The organism is Paenibacillus sp. MER TA 81-3 (genome assembly GCF_023713585.1).
In the GTDB taxonomy this organism is placed as follows: domain Bacteria; phylum Bacillota; class Bacilli; order Paenibacillales; family Paenibacillaceae; genus Paenibacillus_B; species Paenibacillus_B profundus.
The window spans coordinates 95,271-109,721 of the sequence record NZ_JAMAWB010000009.1 but is presented as its reverse complement, the minus strand read 5'-3'; the positions used below and the strand labels follow the sequence as shown (position 1 = coordinate 109,721).

Below are 14,451 nucleotides of genomic sequence, written 5' to 3'. Positions count from 1 at the left end.
ACCTCATAAAAGGAAGTGACAACGATGCATTGGCTCTTTTTGCTTGGCGCTATCGTACTGGAAATTGCCGGGACGGTATCGATGAAGCTGTCGCAAGGCTTTACGCGGCTGCTGCCGTCGGCACTTATGATCGTTTTTTATTTATTGGCCTTCACTAGCTTGAATTTCTCGCTCAAGCAAATTAACGTCAGTGTCGCCTATGCCATCTGGTCTGGCGTTGGAACGGCGGCCATCGCCGTTATCGGCTACATGTATTTTCAAGAGGAGCTGACTTTTCTGAAGATTGCATCCATCATCTTAATCATTCTCGGTGTAATCGGCCTGAACATTGGCGGAGGAGCGCATGCCAGTGAAGTGAATGATGTTCGAGCCGTTCAGAGCTCGGAAAAGGAGGAACGGTCGATCCCAATTGCTGCGGAATCAACCGTTTCCACTCTAACTAGCGACGTCAAAATCGTCGAGAGCAGGGAATAAGCGATGCGATGGATGAGAGTGTTTTTCTGGATAACAGATGTCGGATTCATCTTGTATTGGGCGGTGACGGCGTTAGAGCTGATTCCGCCTCAATATCTATACAGCGATTACAGCAACCCCATATTGGTCGCATGGAACTGGTCTTTCATGCCCCTAGATTTGTTAATCTCGTTTACCGGTCTATACAGTATGTTGCTGCAGAAGCGCAGACGGGAAGCTTGGCGCATGTGGGCGCTCATTTCGCTCGTACTTACGTTCTGCTCAGGACTGCAGGCGATCTCCTACTGGGCGATTCGCCTCGAATTCGATCTGGCTTGGTGGATACCGAATGTGTATCTGCTTCTCTATCCGCTCTGTTTCATTCCGCTATTGCTGCGTCGACAGGCGGTCCGCTAGGTCTGATGCAAGTGCTGGCCGATCGCTGCGCGAAGAAGACGGAATAAGGCCATCACGGCTGGAGATAGGAATAAATGGACCTCCTTGCGACAACATTACTAACGTATAGCCAAGAGGGAGGTATCGAGTATGAATAAGCAGCGAGCTATGGAGATTGCGGCTTCACCGGACGTGGTGGAGGTCACCTATGAGGGAACGCCGATTTATATTCAACACGTGAACGAACAGAATGAGACGGCCCGCATCTTTCCGCTTGACCAACCGGAGCAAGAACGGGAGGTCCCTTTAAGCAGCTTAGTGGAACGATGATGACCATTCGACCACATTAAAACAGAACAGGCGATGGGAGACAGATTCCCATCGCCTGTTGTTGTGTATGGGACAGCCAGTCCATAGGATTGCGGCAATTTTTATCCGCGCGCGCATATATATAAGACATGCCTATAGCGGAGTTGATCAAGGTGCGGTATGTCCACAAAGCAATTGCAATATTACTTGGGAGTTTATTAATCGCTGCAGGAATTCAACTTTTTCTTGTCCCCTTCAAGGTGCTCGACGGAGGAATCGTTGGCATCTCGCTCATACTGAATTATTTGTTTGGAACGAAGGTGGGGCTGGTCATTATCGGATGCAGCATTCCGATCTTCGCTGTGGCATGGGTATACCGACGCGAATTGTTTTACAACAGTCTGCACGGAATGTTCATATCATCCTTCATTATCGATTTGTTCGAACCGCTGCAATATCATTTTCTCTATTATGTGAACTTATCTCCACCGATGAGCTCCACGATCGGAGGCCTCATCATTGGAACGGGTATAGGCATCATGCTGCGATTCGAAACAAGTACGGGAGGAACTGATCTGTTGGCGAAGCACATCTCCAATGTGCTTAATATCAATGCAGGCTTCATTATTTTCATTATGGATGCGATCGTGATTGGTATTGGCGGCTTGCTTATTTCGACGGAGACACTGCTGCTTTCTCTCATTGCGATTTCCAGCGGCGGCATCATGACAAGCCTGTGTGTATCGAAAGGCAAGACATAGCCCTATCGGGCTATCCTAAAATCTCAACCTCTTCATATACTGTCTGAAAGGCTTGTCTATAAGCGTAGTTCAAAAAAGGTCACTAATGGGACGTTTTGAACAACTGTGTAAGGGGAGATGAAAGATGAGCAACCGTCAGCCTACTATGGAACGGCAGTCTTTGTCGATCTCAGGCATGACATGCGCCGCATGTGCGGCACGAATCGAGAAAGTCGTCAGCAAAATGGAAGGAGTCCATGAAATCAACGTCAACTTTGCTCTGGGAAAAGGGGATGTGACGTTCAATCATACGACAACTCCGGTAGAGCAGATTACAGACAACATCAAGCGTCTCGGATTCGACGCCTGCGTCGAAACGAATCTGTTCGCCAAGTCAGCCTCGACCAGTGCGGAGTGCAATCGGCTGCGTAACCGATTCCTCCTGTCCGCATGCTTTACCATTCCACTTCTATGGACGATGGTGAACCATTTTCACTTTACTTCCGGCATTTGGATTCCCGTACTGTTCCTGAATCCTTGGTTTCAATTTGCAATGGCGACGTTCGTGCAGTTTGTCATTGGCAGACCTTTCTATACGAGTGCCTACCGTGCGCTTCGGCATAAGAGCGCCAATATGGACGTTCTTGTTGTCCTCGGCACATCGGCGGCTTATTTATACAGTCATTATGTTGTATTTCATCCCAATGCAACTGCGATTGGACAGCATCCGCCGTTATATTTCGAGACGAGCGCCATGATTATCACCATCGTTCTGCTTGGTAAATGGCTGGAAGCGATGGCGAAAAAACGGACGCTGTATGCGCTGGAGCAGCTGCATGCACTACAGGCTGAGGAAGCCGATGTGCTGCGGGGGCGCACTGTTGTACGTGTTCCGCTGGCGGAAGTTCTTCCCGGCGATACAATTGTCATTAAGCCCGGAGCAAAAATTCCCGCAGATGGAACCGTCATCATCGGATGGTCAGCGATTGATGAATCCTTACTAACCGGAGAATCACAGCCGGTGGATAAGCATAGCGGGGATACCGTTATCGGCGGAACGGTCAACCTGAACGGGACTTTGCATGTGAAAGCTGAGAAAATAGGCAGTCATTCGGCCTTGTCCCATATGATCCAATTGGTCGTGCAGGCTCAGCATACGAAACCATCGATTCAGCGTCATGCAGATGATATTGCGGAATTATTCGTTCCGATCGTAATGAGCTTTGCAGCGATTACTTTTGCGGCGTGGGAGTTCGTGTTCGCTCCGGGCGATTTCGGAGAAGCGCTGGAACATGCCATCTCTGTGCTTGTCATCGCCTGTCCTTGCGCAATCGGATTGGCGACGCCCACATCTGTGCTGGTCGGTTCGGGCAAGGCCGCCAAAAAAGGCATTCTGTTCAAGGATGGAAAGCATCTCGAAATGCTCCAGCAAATCGATACCATACTGCTGGACAAGACGGGAACGATTACGGAAGGGAAGCCAAAATTAACGGATTATATCGCAGTCGGCAGCATCGACGAGATGTCTCTACTCCGATACGCGGCCGCCGCAGAAGTCCACTCAGAGCATCCGCTGTCCCGTGCAGTCGTGGCCGAAGCGGAGGCCAAGTGTCTCGCGGTTCCGCCTGCTTCCGGCTTCCAGGCATTTCCCGGCTACGGCATTCGCGCATCGGTCGGGGGGAAGGACGTGCTCATCGGCACAGCCCACTGGCTGCGCAAAGACGGCGTGAAGGTCCACGATATGGCGGAGGCCGTCAAGTTCGAGTCGCAAGGGAAGACGGTGTTGTATGTGGCTATTCAGGGGAGACTGGCCGGCTTATTGGCGGCTCGTGACAGCATCAAGGCCACGTCAGTCCAAGCGATTGACACATTGCGCAAGTGGGGGGTCGACGTTGTCATGGTCACAGGTGATCAGGAACGAACGGCCTTGACGATTGCGCAGGAAGTTGGGATCCGCAGCGTGCATGCCGGTTCCTTGCCGGATGATAAAGTCAAAGTACTGCAGAAGCTGCAGCAGGCAGGCAGGAAGGTCGCGATGGTCGGTGATGGAGTTAACGATGCTCCCGCATTAGCTGCGGCAGATATCGGCGTCGCGATCGGGACCGGCGCTGACATAGCCGTTGAGGCGGCGGATGTCAATCTGGTGCGTGGTCATCTTACCGGATTGACGGATGCTATCCGCATTAGCCAGAAGACGATGACGAACATCAAGCAAAATTTGTCGTTTGCCCTCATCTACAACGTGCTCGCCATTCCGCTTGCGGTCATTGGCTGGCTGGAGCCGTGGATGGCCGGGACTGCCATGGCGTTAAGCTCCATATCCGTAGTAAGCAACGCGCTGCGGCTGCAGCATTCGAAATGAGCGACAGGAGGCGAATGATGAATCAGACCTTGCTGCTTACCGCGCTGTCGGGCCTGATGAGCGCGCCGCATTGCGTGCTCATGTGCGGAGGGACGATGGCGAGCTTCGCCTTAAATGCGAACCAAGGACCGCTTGCCGTAGCAGCCGCTTACAACTTGGGGCGCTTGTGTACGTATACGCTTATTGGCGCCTTCATGGGCCTGATCGGATCGTTCGTCGATGGAGCAGGGGTGTTGATCGGTCTCCAAGGGATATCCGGAATTATGGGCGGACTCCTTATCATGCTATGGGTGTTCGGCAAAATTACATTGCCTGTCCAGCGCTTCAGCCCGCTGCGGCTGGCTGTTGTCCAGCGTTGGCTCACCAGGCTGCGAGGAAGCAAGGAGCGCTGGACCATCTTGCTCAGCGGGGTGCTATTCGGGTTCATGCCATGCGGCTTAACCTATGCCATGCAAATGAACGCCGCCGCAAGCGGGAACTCGTGGAGCGGTGCGGCAATCATGGCCGTGTTCGGCTTAAGCACGTTCCCGACGCTATTAGTCGTTGCCTTGTTCGCCAGCCACATTCATAAATGGCTGCGCAGTTATATGACGACAGCCGGTAAAGTGTTGGCGGTCATCATCGGCCTGCTGTCGATATTGCGAGGCATGGCTGCGAACGGCTGGATTCCCCATCTATACCCATGGCTGTGGTAGGCCACAGGTGCAGATAGCCGCTTTTCATTGCACGGCCTCAAATGGATGGACGGCCTCGACCAAGCTTCCGCCGCTATGCACTACGACTAGCATTTCCCACATTCCCGCCATGAGGGGCACGGCCTCTCCCGTGTAAATACCCGGTTCCGCTTCGCTTATCTTGACCTCAATCCGCCCGCACATCATGTGCGGCATCGATAGGGTGGCGCTCATTTCCGCTCCGCTCACCGGCTGTCCGCTGCCGTCACTGAGGCGAATCGACAGTGTGGCTGATGCCAGCATCTGTGGCGGAAACGGTGCGATTTCCGTCTGCAGCTCGACACCTTCCTGCTGCACAGTCATCACTGCTTCATATTGAATCGAATCCTTCCACGCATAGCCGGCGCTGATGAGGAGGAGCAGGCTGATGGCGGCGGCTGCGCCAACGATGAATGGTTTCAGCTTCATTTTCATATCTCCATAAAGGGAATTTGTTAATGTGTATCCGGCTACGGGTTGTACTATGACATATGACATCATTGCATTCAAAACTTAGAAATTTGAACTGTCACAAATTTGTGCGGATGACTAGCCCGATCGAGTCATGCCGTACTTCAGCAATCCGTTACAATGAGACGTAGATTTGGGAAACGGAGGCTGAACATGAAGAACATACATATCGGATTTGGGATTGTGCTCCTGCTGGCCGTGATCATGTCAGGCTGTTCGGGCAAGGAAAAACCGAATGATTTCGACTGGAAGGTCAACGCGCTGTCTGCGGTGGATCAGAACGGAAATGCCTTTGCGACCGGAAATATGACAGGGAAGGTATGGCTGGCGGATTTCATGTTTACAAGCTGCACGACGGTGTGTCCGCCAATGACTTACAATTTGACGCAAATCCAGGACATGCTGAAAGGTAAAGGGATTCAAGAGGTGGAGATCGTATCGTTCAGCGTTGATCCAAGTGTGGATACACCGGAGAAGCTGAAGCAATTCATCGGGAAATATGAGGCGGACACGAGCAGTTGGCGGCTCGTCACGGGATACGACCAGAAGACGATTGAGCAATTCAGCCGTGATTCCTTCAAGACGCTTGTGCTGAAGACGGAGGATTCGGATCAGGTGACGCACGGCACTTCCTTTTTTCTGGTCGACCAGTCGGGAACGGTATTGACGAAATACGATGGCCTGGAGCCGGATCATGACAAGATCGCAGCGGACGTGCGGGCTTTATTGGATTAATTGCGCATCAACGGCATGACGGACGTTCCGGCTAGGCTCACGTTGATTCGCACGGTCGTCGACAAGCTGTATACTAACATGGATTGGTCCATCGAAATGGAGGAAGGCTTAGATACCGGTAAGAGGATACAATGACGCTTGCTATGTTATAATGAAATGAGTACAGACTAGATATTGCATGGACAGATAGGAGGATACATATGCCGAAAATCGTGCTTATTCGTCATGGCCAGAGTGTGTGGAATCTAGAAAACCGGTTCACCGGATGGACGGACGTCGACTTGTCGGATCAAGGGCTGCGCGAAGCACGGGAAGCGGGGGCAATCTTGAAGAAGAACGGATTTGCGTTCGATATCGCTTATACTTCCGTGCTTAAACGGGCGATTCGTACCCTGTGGATTGTGCTGCATGAAATGAACCAAATGTGGATTCCCGTCCATAAGACCTGGATGTTGAACGAGCGTCACTACGGTGCGCTGCAAGGCTTGAACAAGGCGGAAACCGCCGCGAAATATGGTGAAGAACAGGTGCATTTATGGAGAAGGTCGGTCGAAGTAAGACCGCCTGCCTTGGATAAGAGTGATTCGAGATACGAAGCGTTCGCTCCTCAGTACCAAGAATTGCAGGAAGGGGAGTTCCCTCTCACTGAAAATTTGGAGGACACGGAACGAAGAGTGCTCAAATATTGGCACGACACGATTGTGCCTTCGATTCAAGCGGGCAAGCGAGTCATCATCTCTGCGCACGGGAACACGTTACGGGCGCTCGTCAAATATTTGGATGACATTCCTGCAGACGGTATCGCCAACTTGAACATTCCTACAGGAGTACCGCTCGTATATGAATTGGATGACAATCTGAAGCCAATTAAACATTACTATATAGGGAATGAAGGACCGTTGCCGGAAGGAAACGTAGCCAAACATATCTAGTGACGTCATGTCATAATATCGGGGAGAGCCGCACGTGGCTCTCCTTTGTCGTGATTACAGGCTTTAGCGGTAAACGCTTATATACAGAATGAGCGCCGCTATGATGCTGGGCAGACCAAGCAGCCATAGGGTCACGTTCAACCGCAACCGTCGTTGTTCATCCTCCACGGTATCATATTCTTGATTGAACCGCTGATAGTTCGCATCGCTGAAGATGCCGGACAGCAGTCCGGCAAGCGCCCATAGACCGAGACCGATAGAGCCGCTGCCGACGAACATTTGGTGAAGATTCCCCCAAATCAAACAATATATTGCTGTAACGATGACGATAAGCAGCCCGAGATTAATCCGTTTCGCCATATGTTCTCCCCCCAGTGTCTCTATGTATCCCAAAGTTCTATTATACTTAAATATGGGTAATAGTGGAATGTGAAAAGTGAGTGCAAGCATAACGAAGCCAACGCCGGGACACGATAAAATGGAAAATAGCAGGGAAACGATGGAAGGAAGAGATTCACATGTTCGATTGCATCATTATTGGCGGCGGAATTGCTGGCCTGCAGGCTGCGATTCAGCTTGGACGCTATGAGCATCGCGTGCTCGTCATCGATTCGGGAACCGGACGTTCTACATTATGCCGCCGGTACCGCAACATTCTGGGCTGGCCCGACGGTGTTGCAGGGGATGAGCTGCGCCGGCTCGGACGAATACAAGCGGATACACTCGGTGTTCACTTCGTCACTGGCAAAGCCGGATCCGCAGGCGGAAGTGAGGAAGCAGGGTTCTTCGTCACAGTCGGCGATGGAGCGGATAGGGAGAGGTATCGGGCACGTACGCTGCTGCTTGCCACTGGCATCATGGATCGCCTCCCACCAGTGCCTGGGCTGCGAGAATGCCTCGGTCTGACGCTGTACGTATGCCCGGACTGTGACGGTTATGAAGTCCGCAACCGCCGCACTGTCGTAATCGGAGCAGGCAACACCGGTGCCGAGATGGCATTGACCCTCCGCAGCCGGACGAACGAATTAATTTATATCAATCATGAGCGCACTGCAATTAAAGATGAAATGTACCGTGAACTCAATGAGAACGGAATCCCCGTCATGCATGAACAAATGAGCGAAATCACGGTTGCTGGAGATGGAGAGATGACCGGAGTCAAGCTCGTACAGGGCGGGTTTATCGAGGCGGAGCGGGGATTTGTCGCCTTTGGCGGCAATGCCGTCCATACGGATCTGGCGACGGAACTGGGGGTTGAACGGCTTGAAAATAAGCACATCCCGACAGATCCACGCAGCAAGATGACCAATGTTCCGGGAGTGTGGGCAATTGGCGATATTGGCGTGCATTCCGAACAGGCCACGATTGCAATGGGGGAAGGAGCGCAAGCGGCGATATGGATCCATAAGTCGCTCGTACGCCGTCGGGGAAGCTGAGAGAGCTTTTTCATTCGCCCCTTTCATTTTTTCAGCACTTAATAGAGGAGCAGCAAATGCGGATTGCTTTTGGGGACGAGATAAGTGTACATTAAGAGAATATACGTCTTCAGCAATGATTGCTTTCAAGGAGGAATAAATACATGACTGAACGCATGCTTGTATTTGTCGGTTCGTATGCGGAAGCATCCGATCCAGGGGTATACGTCTATGAATTTAAAGAAGAAACAGGAGAGCTCACGCTGCAGGATCAAGTGTCGGGATTGAAGAATCCGACATTTCTGAATGTGAATGTGCCAGATGCAAAGCTGTATTCCATTGCAGAAGGTCAGTCGGAAGCGGGCGTGAAGACGGGTGAAGCGGTATGCTTCTCCATCGACCCTGCTCAAGCGAAGCTGCAGGAGTTGAACCGTGCGCTCGCTGTCGATGCTCCGACTTGTCATATTCAACGCGATGCGGACAACCGTTACCTATTAGTAGCTAGCTATCACGGCGGTAGAGTAGGACTCGTTGCGCTTCAAGCAGACGGTCTGATCGGCGAGCAGCTAGACGTCAAGCAGCATGAAGGCCATGGACCACATCCGGAACGGCAAGTTCAGCCGCATCCGCATTCGGTGTTCTTCAGCCCGGATAACCGGTATTTGTTCGTATCGGATCTCGGCATTGATTGTATTCGCGCATATACAATTGATAAGGAACGCAATGTGCTGCAATGGCACGGGGATACGGAAGTCCAGCCGGGCGCGGGTCCGCGTCATTTAACCTTCCATCCGAACGGGGAACTCGTCTATGTTATTAATGAAGTGAATTCTACCATTACGTCCTTCCGTTACGATGCAGAAGCGGGCCGTTTACATACGATTGAAACCGTTCCGACACTGCCGACTGATTTTATAGGAGATAATTCTTGCGCGGAAATTACGGTATCTGAGAACGGAAAATATTTATACGGTTCGAATCGGGGTCACGACAGCATCGTCGTATACACCATCGATTCCGAGACCGGACGATTGACGCTTGTGGAGCACGTGTCCACGGAAGGCAAGCATCCGCGTCACTTTGCTTTGACGCCGGGAGGACGATTCCTAATCGCCGCCAATCGCGATACGAACAATATTGCGATATTCCGGGTTAATGAAGCGACAGGCAAGCTGCAATATACCGGCAGTTCGGTTCAGGTTTCGAAGCCAGTGTGCGTGAAGCCAGTCATACTTGCGGTGTGATAGATATTTCATTTTAACCTTAAACTGATTTCGATTCGAGATAGCTTGTGCGGACAACCAATATGTTGTCCGCTTTTTATTTTGGACTGAACTATACGTTGTGACATAGCAATGACACATACAATCAATTGTATGGAGGAACGATTGGTATCAGAAGCAGGTAGAAAATAACAAAAGGTTTCACTTTTGAAACAAAAACGTATATTATTACATTGTAGGAAATATCTTATTGTAATCATTATATTATAGAAATGATGCTAGAGGAGGGACTGCATTGACGAACTGGGTTCACGCAGGTGCACTTGAAGATCTGAAGCAGGAAGGCGCAAAGGTTATTAAGGGCGGCATCGCCGTATTCTATCATGAGCAGAAGGTATATGCGGTGGATAACCGCTGCCCTCATATGGGATTTCCGCTCCATATGGGAAGCTTATGCGACGGCATTCTTACGTGTCATTGGCACCATGCGCGCTTTGACGTGTGCAGCGGAGGGACGCTGGATCCTTGGGCGGACGATGTGCCGACCTATCCCGTCAAGCTGGAAGCGGGAAAAATCTATGTCAATCCGAAGCCGCTGACCAAGGGCCAAACGGAAAGACACTTCCAGCGGCTGCATGAGGGGATGGAGCAGAATCTGGCGCTCGTCATCGCCAAGTCTGTCGTTGCCTTGGTTGAAGCTGGCGTGCCCGATTCACAGATCGCCCAAGTGGGATTGGAGTACGGAACAACGTACCGTTCGGGTGGATGGGGCTCTGGGTTGACCATTCTTGCAGCTATGGTCAACATCCTGCCGAAGCTAGAGCATTATAACCGAATACTGGCACTCTATCACGGTCTTAGACGCGTCGCTGCTGATTGTTCAGGTCGGCCGCCGAGGTTTCTTATGCAAGCGCTTCCGAATAGTGGCGCATCTATAGATAGGCTGACATCTTGGTATCGTCAATGTATCGAAGTTCGCGATACACAAGGGGCAGAACGCGTGCTGCTCACTGCGATCCGGAGTGGTGCCGACACACGGCATATCCTGGACATGATGCTGACAGCGGCAACGGACCATTTTTATCTGGATGGCGGCCATACGTTCGATTTTCATAATAAAGCGTTTGAAATGCTGGAGAAGGCAGGCGATGAGCTGGCAGAACGTGTGCTTGCTTCCTTGGTCCCGCTGCTCGGCAATCCTTCGCGAAGCGAAGAACGGCACAGCTGGCAGCATCCGATTAATCTGGTTGCTCCGCTGCATCAAGCATTTGAAGCGCTGCCGAAGCTGGGGGAACGCAGCACTGAACAACATGACGAGTTGGACGAGGAGCAATTCATTCATCAACTGCTCGGTGATCAGCCGCTTGCCGCGCTTGCTGCCATCACACAAGCATTGCAAGGCGGAGTGGCACCCGTTCACATAGCGCGCCTCGTGACACTCGCTGCTGCAGAGCGAATCAACCGGTTCCATACGCAAAATGATTTCGGAGACTGGATCGCAGTGTTGCATACGTTTACACATGCTCATGCCGTGCATGAAAGCTTGCTTCGCGGAGCAAACGATCTTACGATCCGTGCGGTCTATTATGCGGCCGTCAGCATATACCTTGACCGCTTCCTCAACATTCCCGCCGCATCGCCACCGACAGCTGAAAAGTATGGCAGCTATGGCTACACGACTGACTTAAGCGAGCTGCTGGATCTAATGAATCAACGCCAACAAGTTGCAGAAGCTGCTAACTGGGTCGCAAATTACCTCGATCAAGGAGGCGATGTCGATTCGTTATTCAACACGTTGGGCCACTCATTGCTGCGTGAGGACGCCGAGTTCCACTCCTTCCAAATGATCGAAGCCGCCATCAAGGAATATGATCAATGGTCGAACATTACCGGCCCGCTTGCGAATCGGGCAAAAAGAACGATGATTCTGGCACTGACCCGCTATTTGGCTGCACATGCTCCGACTGCGCGCGAGCAGTCACACATCGCACGCATTGCGTGGCGATTACAGCGTGGAGAACGGCTGTTCAAAGACGAATAAGTGACCTGTCAAATTCTGATCCATTACAACAAAATCCTTCAAATCTTAGTATTTTGCAAAAGAACGTTAGCATCGTCTATGTATTATTCCACACCTTTTTTTTACCATTAAGGAAAGTTTCGTACGAATCACATCCCAGTGTCGCGGATTGCGGCATACGGATTATCAGCTGCAGGTGCAGACGCCGTACCCGGTTTGATCGCCGCCTTAAGCGATAAGCGGGAGGAGACGATCGATTCATGCTGTTTTTGCGCTCGGCGAATTGCGCCAGCTTGCGTCACAGTCCATTCCGACCATGGTTGGTCTGCTTGGCCATTCATCTGTGACGATTCGACGCACCGTAGTTGATGCATTGGGAATGATCGATACGCCAGCGGAGGACGTCGTGCAGGGATTAATTCAATGTTTGCATGATACCGATGTTCAAGTGCGGTTCATGACCGGGCTGTCCTTGGCCCGTCTGGGTTCTGCTGCCGAGATAGCCGTAGCTGAGTTGGAGAAGGCACTGGAAGATGATAACCGATACGTTGAGCCCGGGCGGTGGATGCCTGGGCTTTGTCGCGTACTAGCTCTAATCTGCTGTGCTTCGATGCGGTCAATGAGTGGGGAGACGACGATGCGCTGCAGCAAAGCTTTGAGGATGTTGTAGCCATAACGTCTCGATTGCTATGCGGTACCTACATCCGCCGTGGTTGAAACATTCTGAGGAGCCTTGCGATCGTTCACAAGGAACACCCACACACCGAAGATGAGAAGCAGGCAAGCTAGCATTTGTAAAGGCGTCATCGCTTCCCCCAACAAAATCCATGCGAGTATGCTAGAGCCAACTGGTTCACCGAGTACGCCCATCGAAATGGAAGTGGCATTCATGTATTTGAGAAGCCAGTTGAATAGCATGTGCCCCAACACGGTAGGGACGATCGCCATTAAGCTGAACAGCACCCATTCCTTTGCCCCGTATCCAGTCATTGCATAACCGGCACTGATGTTATACACGGCAAGACAAGCTCCCGCCACGAGAAATACGGTAAAGTTGTATACATAAGAAGAGACACGTTGCCGTAAGTCTTGACCGAGCAGCATATGTATGACTACAGCAATGGCGCCCAACACAGACAACAAATCTCCATAGAGCGCTTGCCCGGAAATTTTCAAATCTCCCCAACCGATAAGTATAACTCCAAAGAGAGAGATGACAATCCCGAATACAGCCCGCGACGTCGTCCGCTGTTTGAACAACCAGAAGGAACCGGCCATGACGAGAATCGGCTCCAGCGTCAGCAGAGCAGTGGAACTAGCTACCGTCGTGTGACGAAGCGATTCCATCCAGAGAAGAAAATGCAGCCCGAGAAAGAAACCGGACATCGTCATCCGGAGCCAATCCCTGCGCTGTATCGAGCGCCACTCCGCCCGATACGACCATACCCATGGCAGCAGCACCAGATTGGTCAGCAGCAAGCGGTACATTCCGATAACCGGAGCAGGGGCTTCCGACCATTTGACGAAAATGGCGGAGAACGAAATTGCGATCATGCCGATAACCAATAGGGCATATAAATGCGATGTTTTTCGTGATGACATTTTTCTGACAGACACCTCGGTATTTATAAAATGGATTCCTAGCATCAAAGCGTTAGTATACAACAATCCTGAAGAAGTTGGAATGATAGTTTTTTTCGATACACAGAAGAAGAAGTCCCCGTAATTGAGGACTCCTTCTAGGTATGATGAAGGTCGGGCGATTATCCATTTACCGTCGTTCATGCTGAGGATATTCACTTCGGCTGCTGCAACTGATCCAGCGCAATAAACTCATATCCTTGTTTTCTGGCACCATCAATAATACTGCCCAGAGCATTGGCGTTATCCTTCGAAATCGAATGGAGAAGCATAACGGCCCCGGAATGCAGCTGACTCATCACCTTGTCATATGCATAACGCGCGCCCTTCTGAGCGTTCACATCCCAATCTTTGTAGGCCAAAGACCAGAATACGTTCGTGTATCCCATCTCGCGAGTTACTGCCAACGTTCGCTCGCTGAAGATGCCACGGGGCGGGCGAAGGTAGATCATTTGCTGCTTACCTGTTACTTGTGCGACTTCCGCCTTCACCTTGTCCAGTTCTTCCTTCAGTTGCGCGTTAGAGATTTGCGTCATATCGGGATGACTCCATGAATGGTTGCCGATGATATGTCCCTCGGCGGCCATTCGTTTCAGAAGCTCCGGTTGACTCTTCACGTAGTGTCCGGTCACAAAAAAAGCAGCGGGCACTTTTTTGTCTTTTAGCGTGTTCAGGATCTGTTCCGTTAATCCATTCTCATAGCCGTTGTCGAACGTGAGATACAGCACCTTTTTGTCGGTATCGCCTAAAAATATCGCTCCGTTTTTATCGATGATATTTTTGAATCCTTCCTGATCAATTGAAGGTAGCTGGCCGTTCTGGCTTCGTTTAAATCCGAAATGATAAGCGTGGTTCTCAAAGGCATACGCCGATATGCCAACTGTCATCGTCAACATGATGACCAGCAGGGACGAAATAACATATCGTTTCATTGGTTGTAACTCCTTATTGCAATCGTTTTTTTTATTCTACCGTTTACTATTTCTTGTTCGCGCCAATTTATACGATATGTCTCCGTGAAGCGCATTTTTTCGGTTTGAA

17 protein-coding genes are annotated in these 14,451 nt (G+C 51.0%); 12 read left to right on the top strand and 5 right to left on the bottom strand.

The window, feature by feature from the left end:
* Positions 1 to 24: 24 nt before the first annotated feature.
* From M3650_RS14720 to M3650_RS14695, 6 genes are all read left to right on the top strand, one after another.
* The gene (locus M3650_RS14720; RefSeq protein WP_251575819.1) at positions 25 to 474 is read left to right on the top strand and encodes a DMT family transporter; all 450 of its coding nucleotides are present in this window, start codon (positions 25 to 27) and stop codon (positions 472 to 474) included.
* Between the two features lie 3 nt (positions 475 to 477).
* Positions 478 to 870, top strand: a complete 393-nt coding sequence (locus M3650_RS14715; protein WP_251575817.1) for a YvaD family protein — start codon at positions 478 to 480, stop codon at positions 868 to 870.
* A gap of 129 nt (positions 871 to 999) precedes the next feature.
* Positions 1,000 to 1,179 (top strand): small acid-soluble spore protein H, encoded by a 180-nt coding sequence (locus tag M3650_RS14710; protein ID WP_019423993.1) that lies wholly within the window; start codon positions 1,000 to 1,002, stop codon positions 1,177 to 1,179.
* 152 nt (positions 1,180 to 1,331) lie between these two features.
* Entirely contained in the window at positions 1,332 to 1,919 is a 588-nt protein-coding gene (locus M3650_RS14705; RefSeq protein ID WP_251575816.1) for a YitT family protein, read from the top strand.
* A gap of 124 nt (positions 1,920 to 2,043) precedes the next feature.
* Positions 2,044 to 4,260: a heavy metal translocating P-type ATPase gene (locus M3650_RS14700; protein WP_251575814.1), complete on the top strand. Its 2,217-nt coding sequence runs from the start codon at positions 2,044 to 2,046 to the stop codon at positions 4,258 to 4,260.
* Positions 4,261 to 4,277: 17 nt separating this feature from the next.
* Complete coding sequence (locus M3650_RS14695) at positions 4,278 to 4,955, top strand: sulfite exporter TauE/SafE family protein (RefSeq protein WP_251575812.1); 678 nt, start codon at positions 4,278 to 4,280, stop codon at positions 4,953 to 4,955.
* Positions 4,956 to 4,979: 24 nt separating this feature from the next.
* Here M3650_RS14695 and M3650_RS14690 read toward each other — a convergent pair whose 3' ends face one another.
* Positions 4,980 to 5,402, bottom strand: coding sequence for a FixH family protein (locus M3650_RS14690; RefSeq protein WP_251575810.1), 423 nt, complete (start codon positions 5,400 to 5,402; stop codon positions 4,980 to 4,982).
* A gap of 195 nt (positions 5,403 to 5,597) precedes the next feature.
* On the opposite strand from M3650_RS14690, the gene M3650_RS14685 reads away from it, so the two are divergent.
* Both M3650_RS14685 and gpmA read left to right on the top strand, forming a co-directional pair.
* Positions 5,598 to 6,179, top strand: a complete 582-nt coding sequence (locus M3650_RS14685; RefSeq protein ID WP_251575808.1) for an SCO family protein — start codon at positions 5,598 to 5,600, stop codon at positions 6,177 to 6,179.
* A gap of 200 nt (positions 6,180 to 6,379) precedes the next feature.
* Entirely contained in the window at positions 6,380 to 7,111 is a 732-nt protein-coding gene (gene gpmA / locus M3650_RS14680) for a 2,3-diphosphoglycerate-dependent phosphoglycerate mutase (protein WP_251575806.1), read from the top strand.
* A gap of 63 nt (positions 7,112 to 7,174) precedes the next feature.
* Here the strand turns inward: gpmA and M3650_RS14675 are convergent, their stop codons facing one another.
* Positions 7,175 to 7,471, bottom strand: coding sequence for a DUF5316 family protein (locus tag M3650_RS14675; protein ID WP_251575805.1), 297 nt, complete (start codon positions 7,469 to 7,471; stop codon positions 7,175 to 7,177).
* Between the two features lie 158 nt (positions 7,472 to 7,629).
* Here M3650_RS14675 and M3650_RS14670 point away from each other — a divergent pair, with 158 nt between their 5' ends.
* The 3 genes from M3650_RS14670 (at position 7,630) to M3650_RS14660 (ending at position 11,790) form a co-directional block, all read left to right on the top strand.
* Positions 7,630 to 8,547 (top strand): NAD(P)/FAD-dependent oxidoreductase, encoded by a 918-nt coding sequence (locus tag M3650_RS14670; protein WP_251575803.1) that lies wholly within the window; start codon positions 7,630 to 7,632, stop codon positions 8,545 to 8,547.
* A 143-nt stretch (positions 8,548 to 8,690) separates the two neighbouring features.
* Positions 8,691 to 9,770: a lactonase family protein gene (locus M3650_RS14665; RefSeq protein ID WP_251575801.1), complete on the top strand. Its 1,080-nt coding sequence runs from the start codon at positions 8,691 to 8,693 to the stop codon at positions 9,768 to 9,770.
* A 274-nt stretch (positions 9,771 to 10,044) separates the two neighbouring features.
* Complete coding sequence (locus tag M3650_RS14660) at positions 10,045 to 11,790, top strand: Rieske (2Fe-2S) protein (protein ID WP_251575799.1); 1,746 nt, start codon at positions 10,045 to 10,047, stop codon at positions 11,788 to 11,790.
* Between the two features lie 128 nt (positions 11,791 to 11,918).
* Here the strand turns inward: M3650_RS14660 and M3650_RS14655 are convergent, their stop codons facing one another.
* On the bottom strand, positions 11,919 to 12,110 hold the full coding sequence (locus tag M3650_RS14655; protein WP_251575796.1) for a hypothetical protein: 192 nt from the start codon (positions 12,108 to 12,110) through the stop codon (positions 11,919 to 11,921).
* 2 nt (positions 12,111 to 12,112) lie between these two features.
* On the opposite strand from M3650_RS14655, the gene M3650_RS14650 reads away from it, so the two are divergent.
* Positions 12,113 to 12,439 carry a HEAT repeat domain-containing protein gene (locus tag M3650_RS14650; RefSeq protein WP_369011123.1) on the top strand — a complete coding sequence of 109 codons (327 nt, stop codon included), beginning with the start codon at positions 12,113 to 12,115 and terminating at the stop codon, positions 12,437 to 12,439.
* 17 nt (positions 12,440 to 12,456) lie between these two features.
* On the opposite strand, the gene M3650_RS14645 is transcribed toward M3650_RS14650, so the two are convergent.
* Both M3650_RS14645 and pdaA read right to left on the bottom strand, forming a co-directional pair.
* On the bottom strand, positions 12,457 to 13,371 hold the full coding sequence (locus tag M3650_RS14645; RefSeq protein ID WP_251575792.1) for a DMT family transporter: 915 nt from the start codon (positions 13,369 to 13,371) through the stop codon (positions 12,457 to 12,459).
* A 194-nt stretch (positions 13,372 to 13,565) separates the two neighbouring features.
* The gene (gene pdaA / locus M3650_RS14640) at positions 13,566 to 14,342 is read right to left on the bottom strand and encodes a delta-lactam-biosynthetic de-N-acetylase (RefSeq protein WP_251575790.1); all 777 of its coding nucleotides are present in this window, start codon (positions 14,340 to 14,342) and stop codon (positions 13,566 to 13,568) included.
* Between the last annotated feature and the right edge of the window lie 109 nt (positions 14,343 to 14,451).

Coding starts and splice junctions, on each gene's coding strand:
- M3650_RS14720 (WP_251575819.1), top strand. CDS start 25: ATGCATTGGCTCTTTTTGCTTGGCGCTATCGTACTGGAAATTGCCGGG.
- M3650_RS14715 (WP_251575817.1), top strand. CDS start 478: ATGCGATGGATGAGAGTGTTTTTCTGGATAACAGATGTCGGATTCATC.
- M3650_RS14710 (WP_019423993.1), top strand. CDS start 1,000: ATGAATAAGCAGCGAGCTATGGAGATTGCGGCTTCACCGGACGTGGTG.
- M3650_RS14700 (WP_251575814.1), top strand. CDS start 2,044: ATGAGCAACCGTCAGCCTACTATGGAACGGCAGTCTTTGTCGATCTCA.
- M3650_RS14695 (WP_251575812.1), top strand. CDS start 4,278: ATGAATCAGACCTTGCTGCTTACCGCGCTGTCGGGCCTGATGAGCGCG.
- M3650_RS14690 (WP_251575810.1), bottom strand. CDS start 5,402: ATGAAGCTGAAACCATTCATCGTTGGCGCAGCCGCCGCCATCAGCCTG.
- M3650_RS14685 (WP_251575808.1), top strand. CDS start 5,598: ATGAAGAACATACATATCGGATTTGGGATTGTGCTCCTGCTGGCCGTG.
- gpmA (WP_251575806.1), top strand. CDS start 6,380: ATGCCGAAAATCGTGCTTATTCGTCATGGCCAGAGTGTGTGGAATCTA.
- M3650_RS14675 (WP_251575805.1), bottom strand. CDS start 7,471: ATGGCGAAACGGATTAATCTCGGGCTGCTTATCGTCATCGTTACAGCA.
- M3650_RS14670 (WP_251575803.1), top strand. CDS start 7,630: ATGTTCGATTGCATCATTATTGGCGGCGGAATTGCTGGCCTGCAGGCT.
- M3650_RS14665 (WP_251575801.1), top strand. CDS start 8,691: ATGACTGAACGCATGCTTGTATTTGTCGGTTCGTATGCGGAAGCATCC.
- M3650_RS14655 (WP_251575796.1), bottom strand. CDS start 12,110: ATGAATGGCCAAGCAGACCAACCATGGTCGGAATGGACTGTGACGCAA.
- M3650_RS14645 (WP_251575792.1), bottom strand. CDS start 13,371: ATGTCATCACGAAAAACATCGCATTTATATGCCCTATTGGTTATCGGC.
- pdaA (WP_251575790.1), bottom strand. CDS start 14,342: ATGAAACGATATGTTATTTCGTCCCTGCTGGTCATCATGTTGACGATG.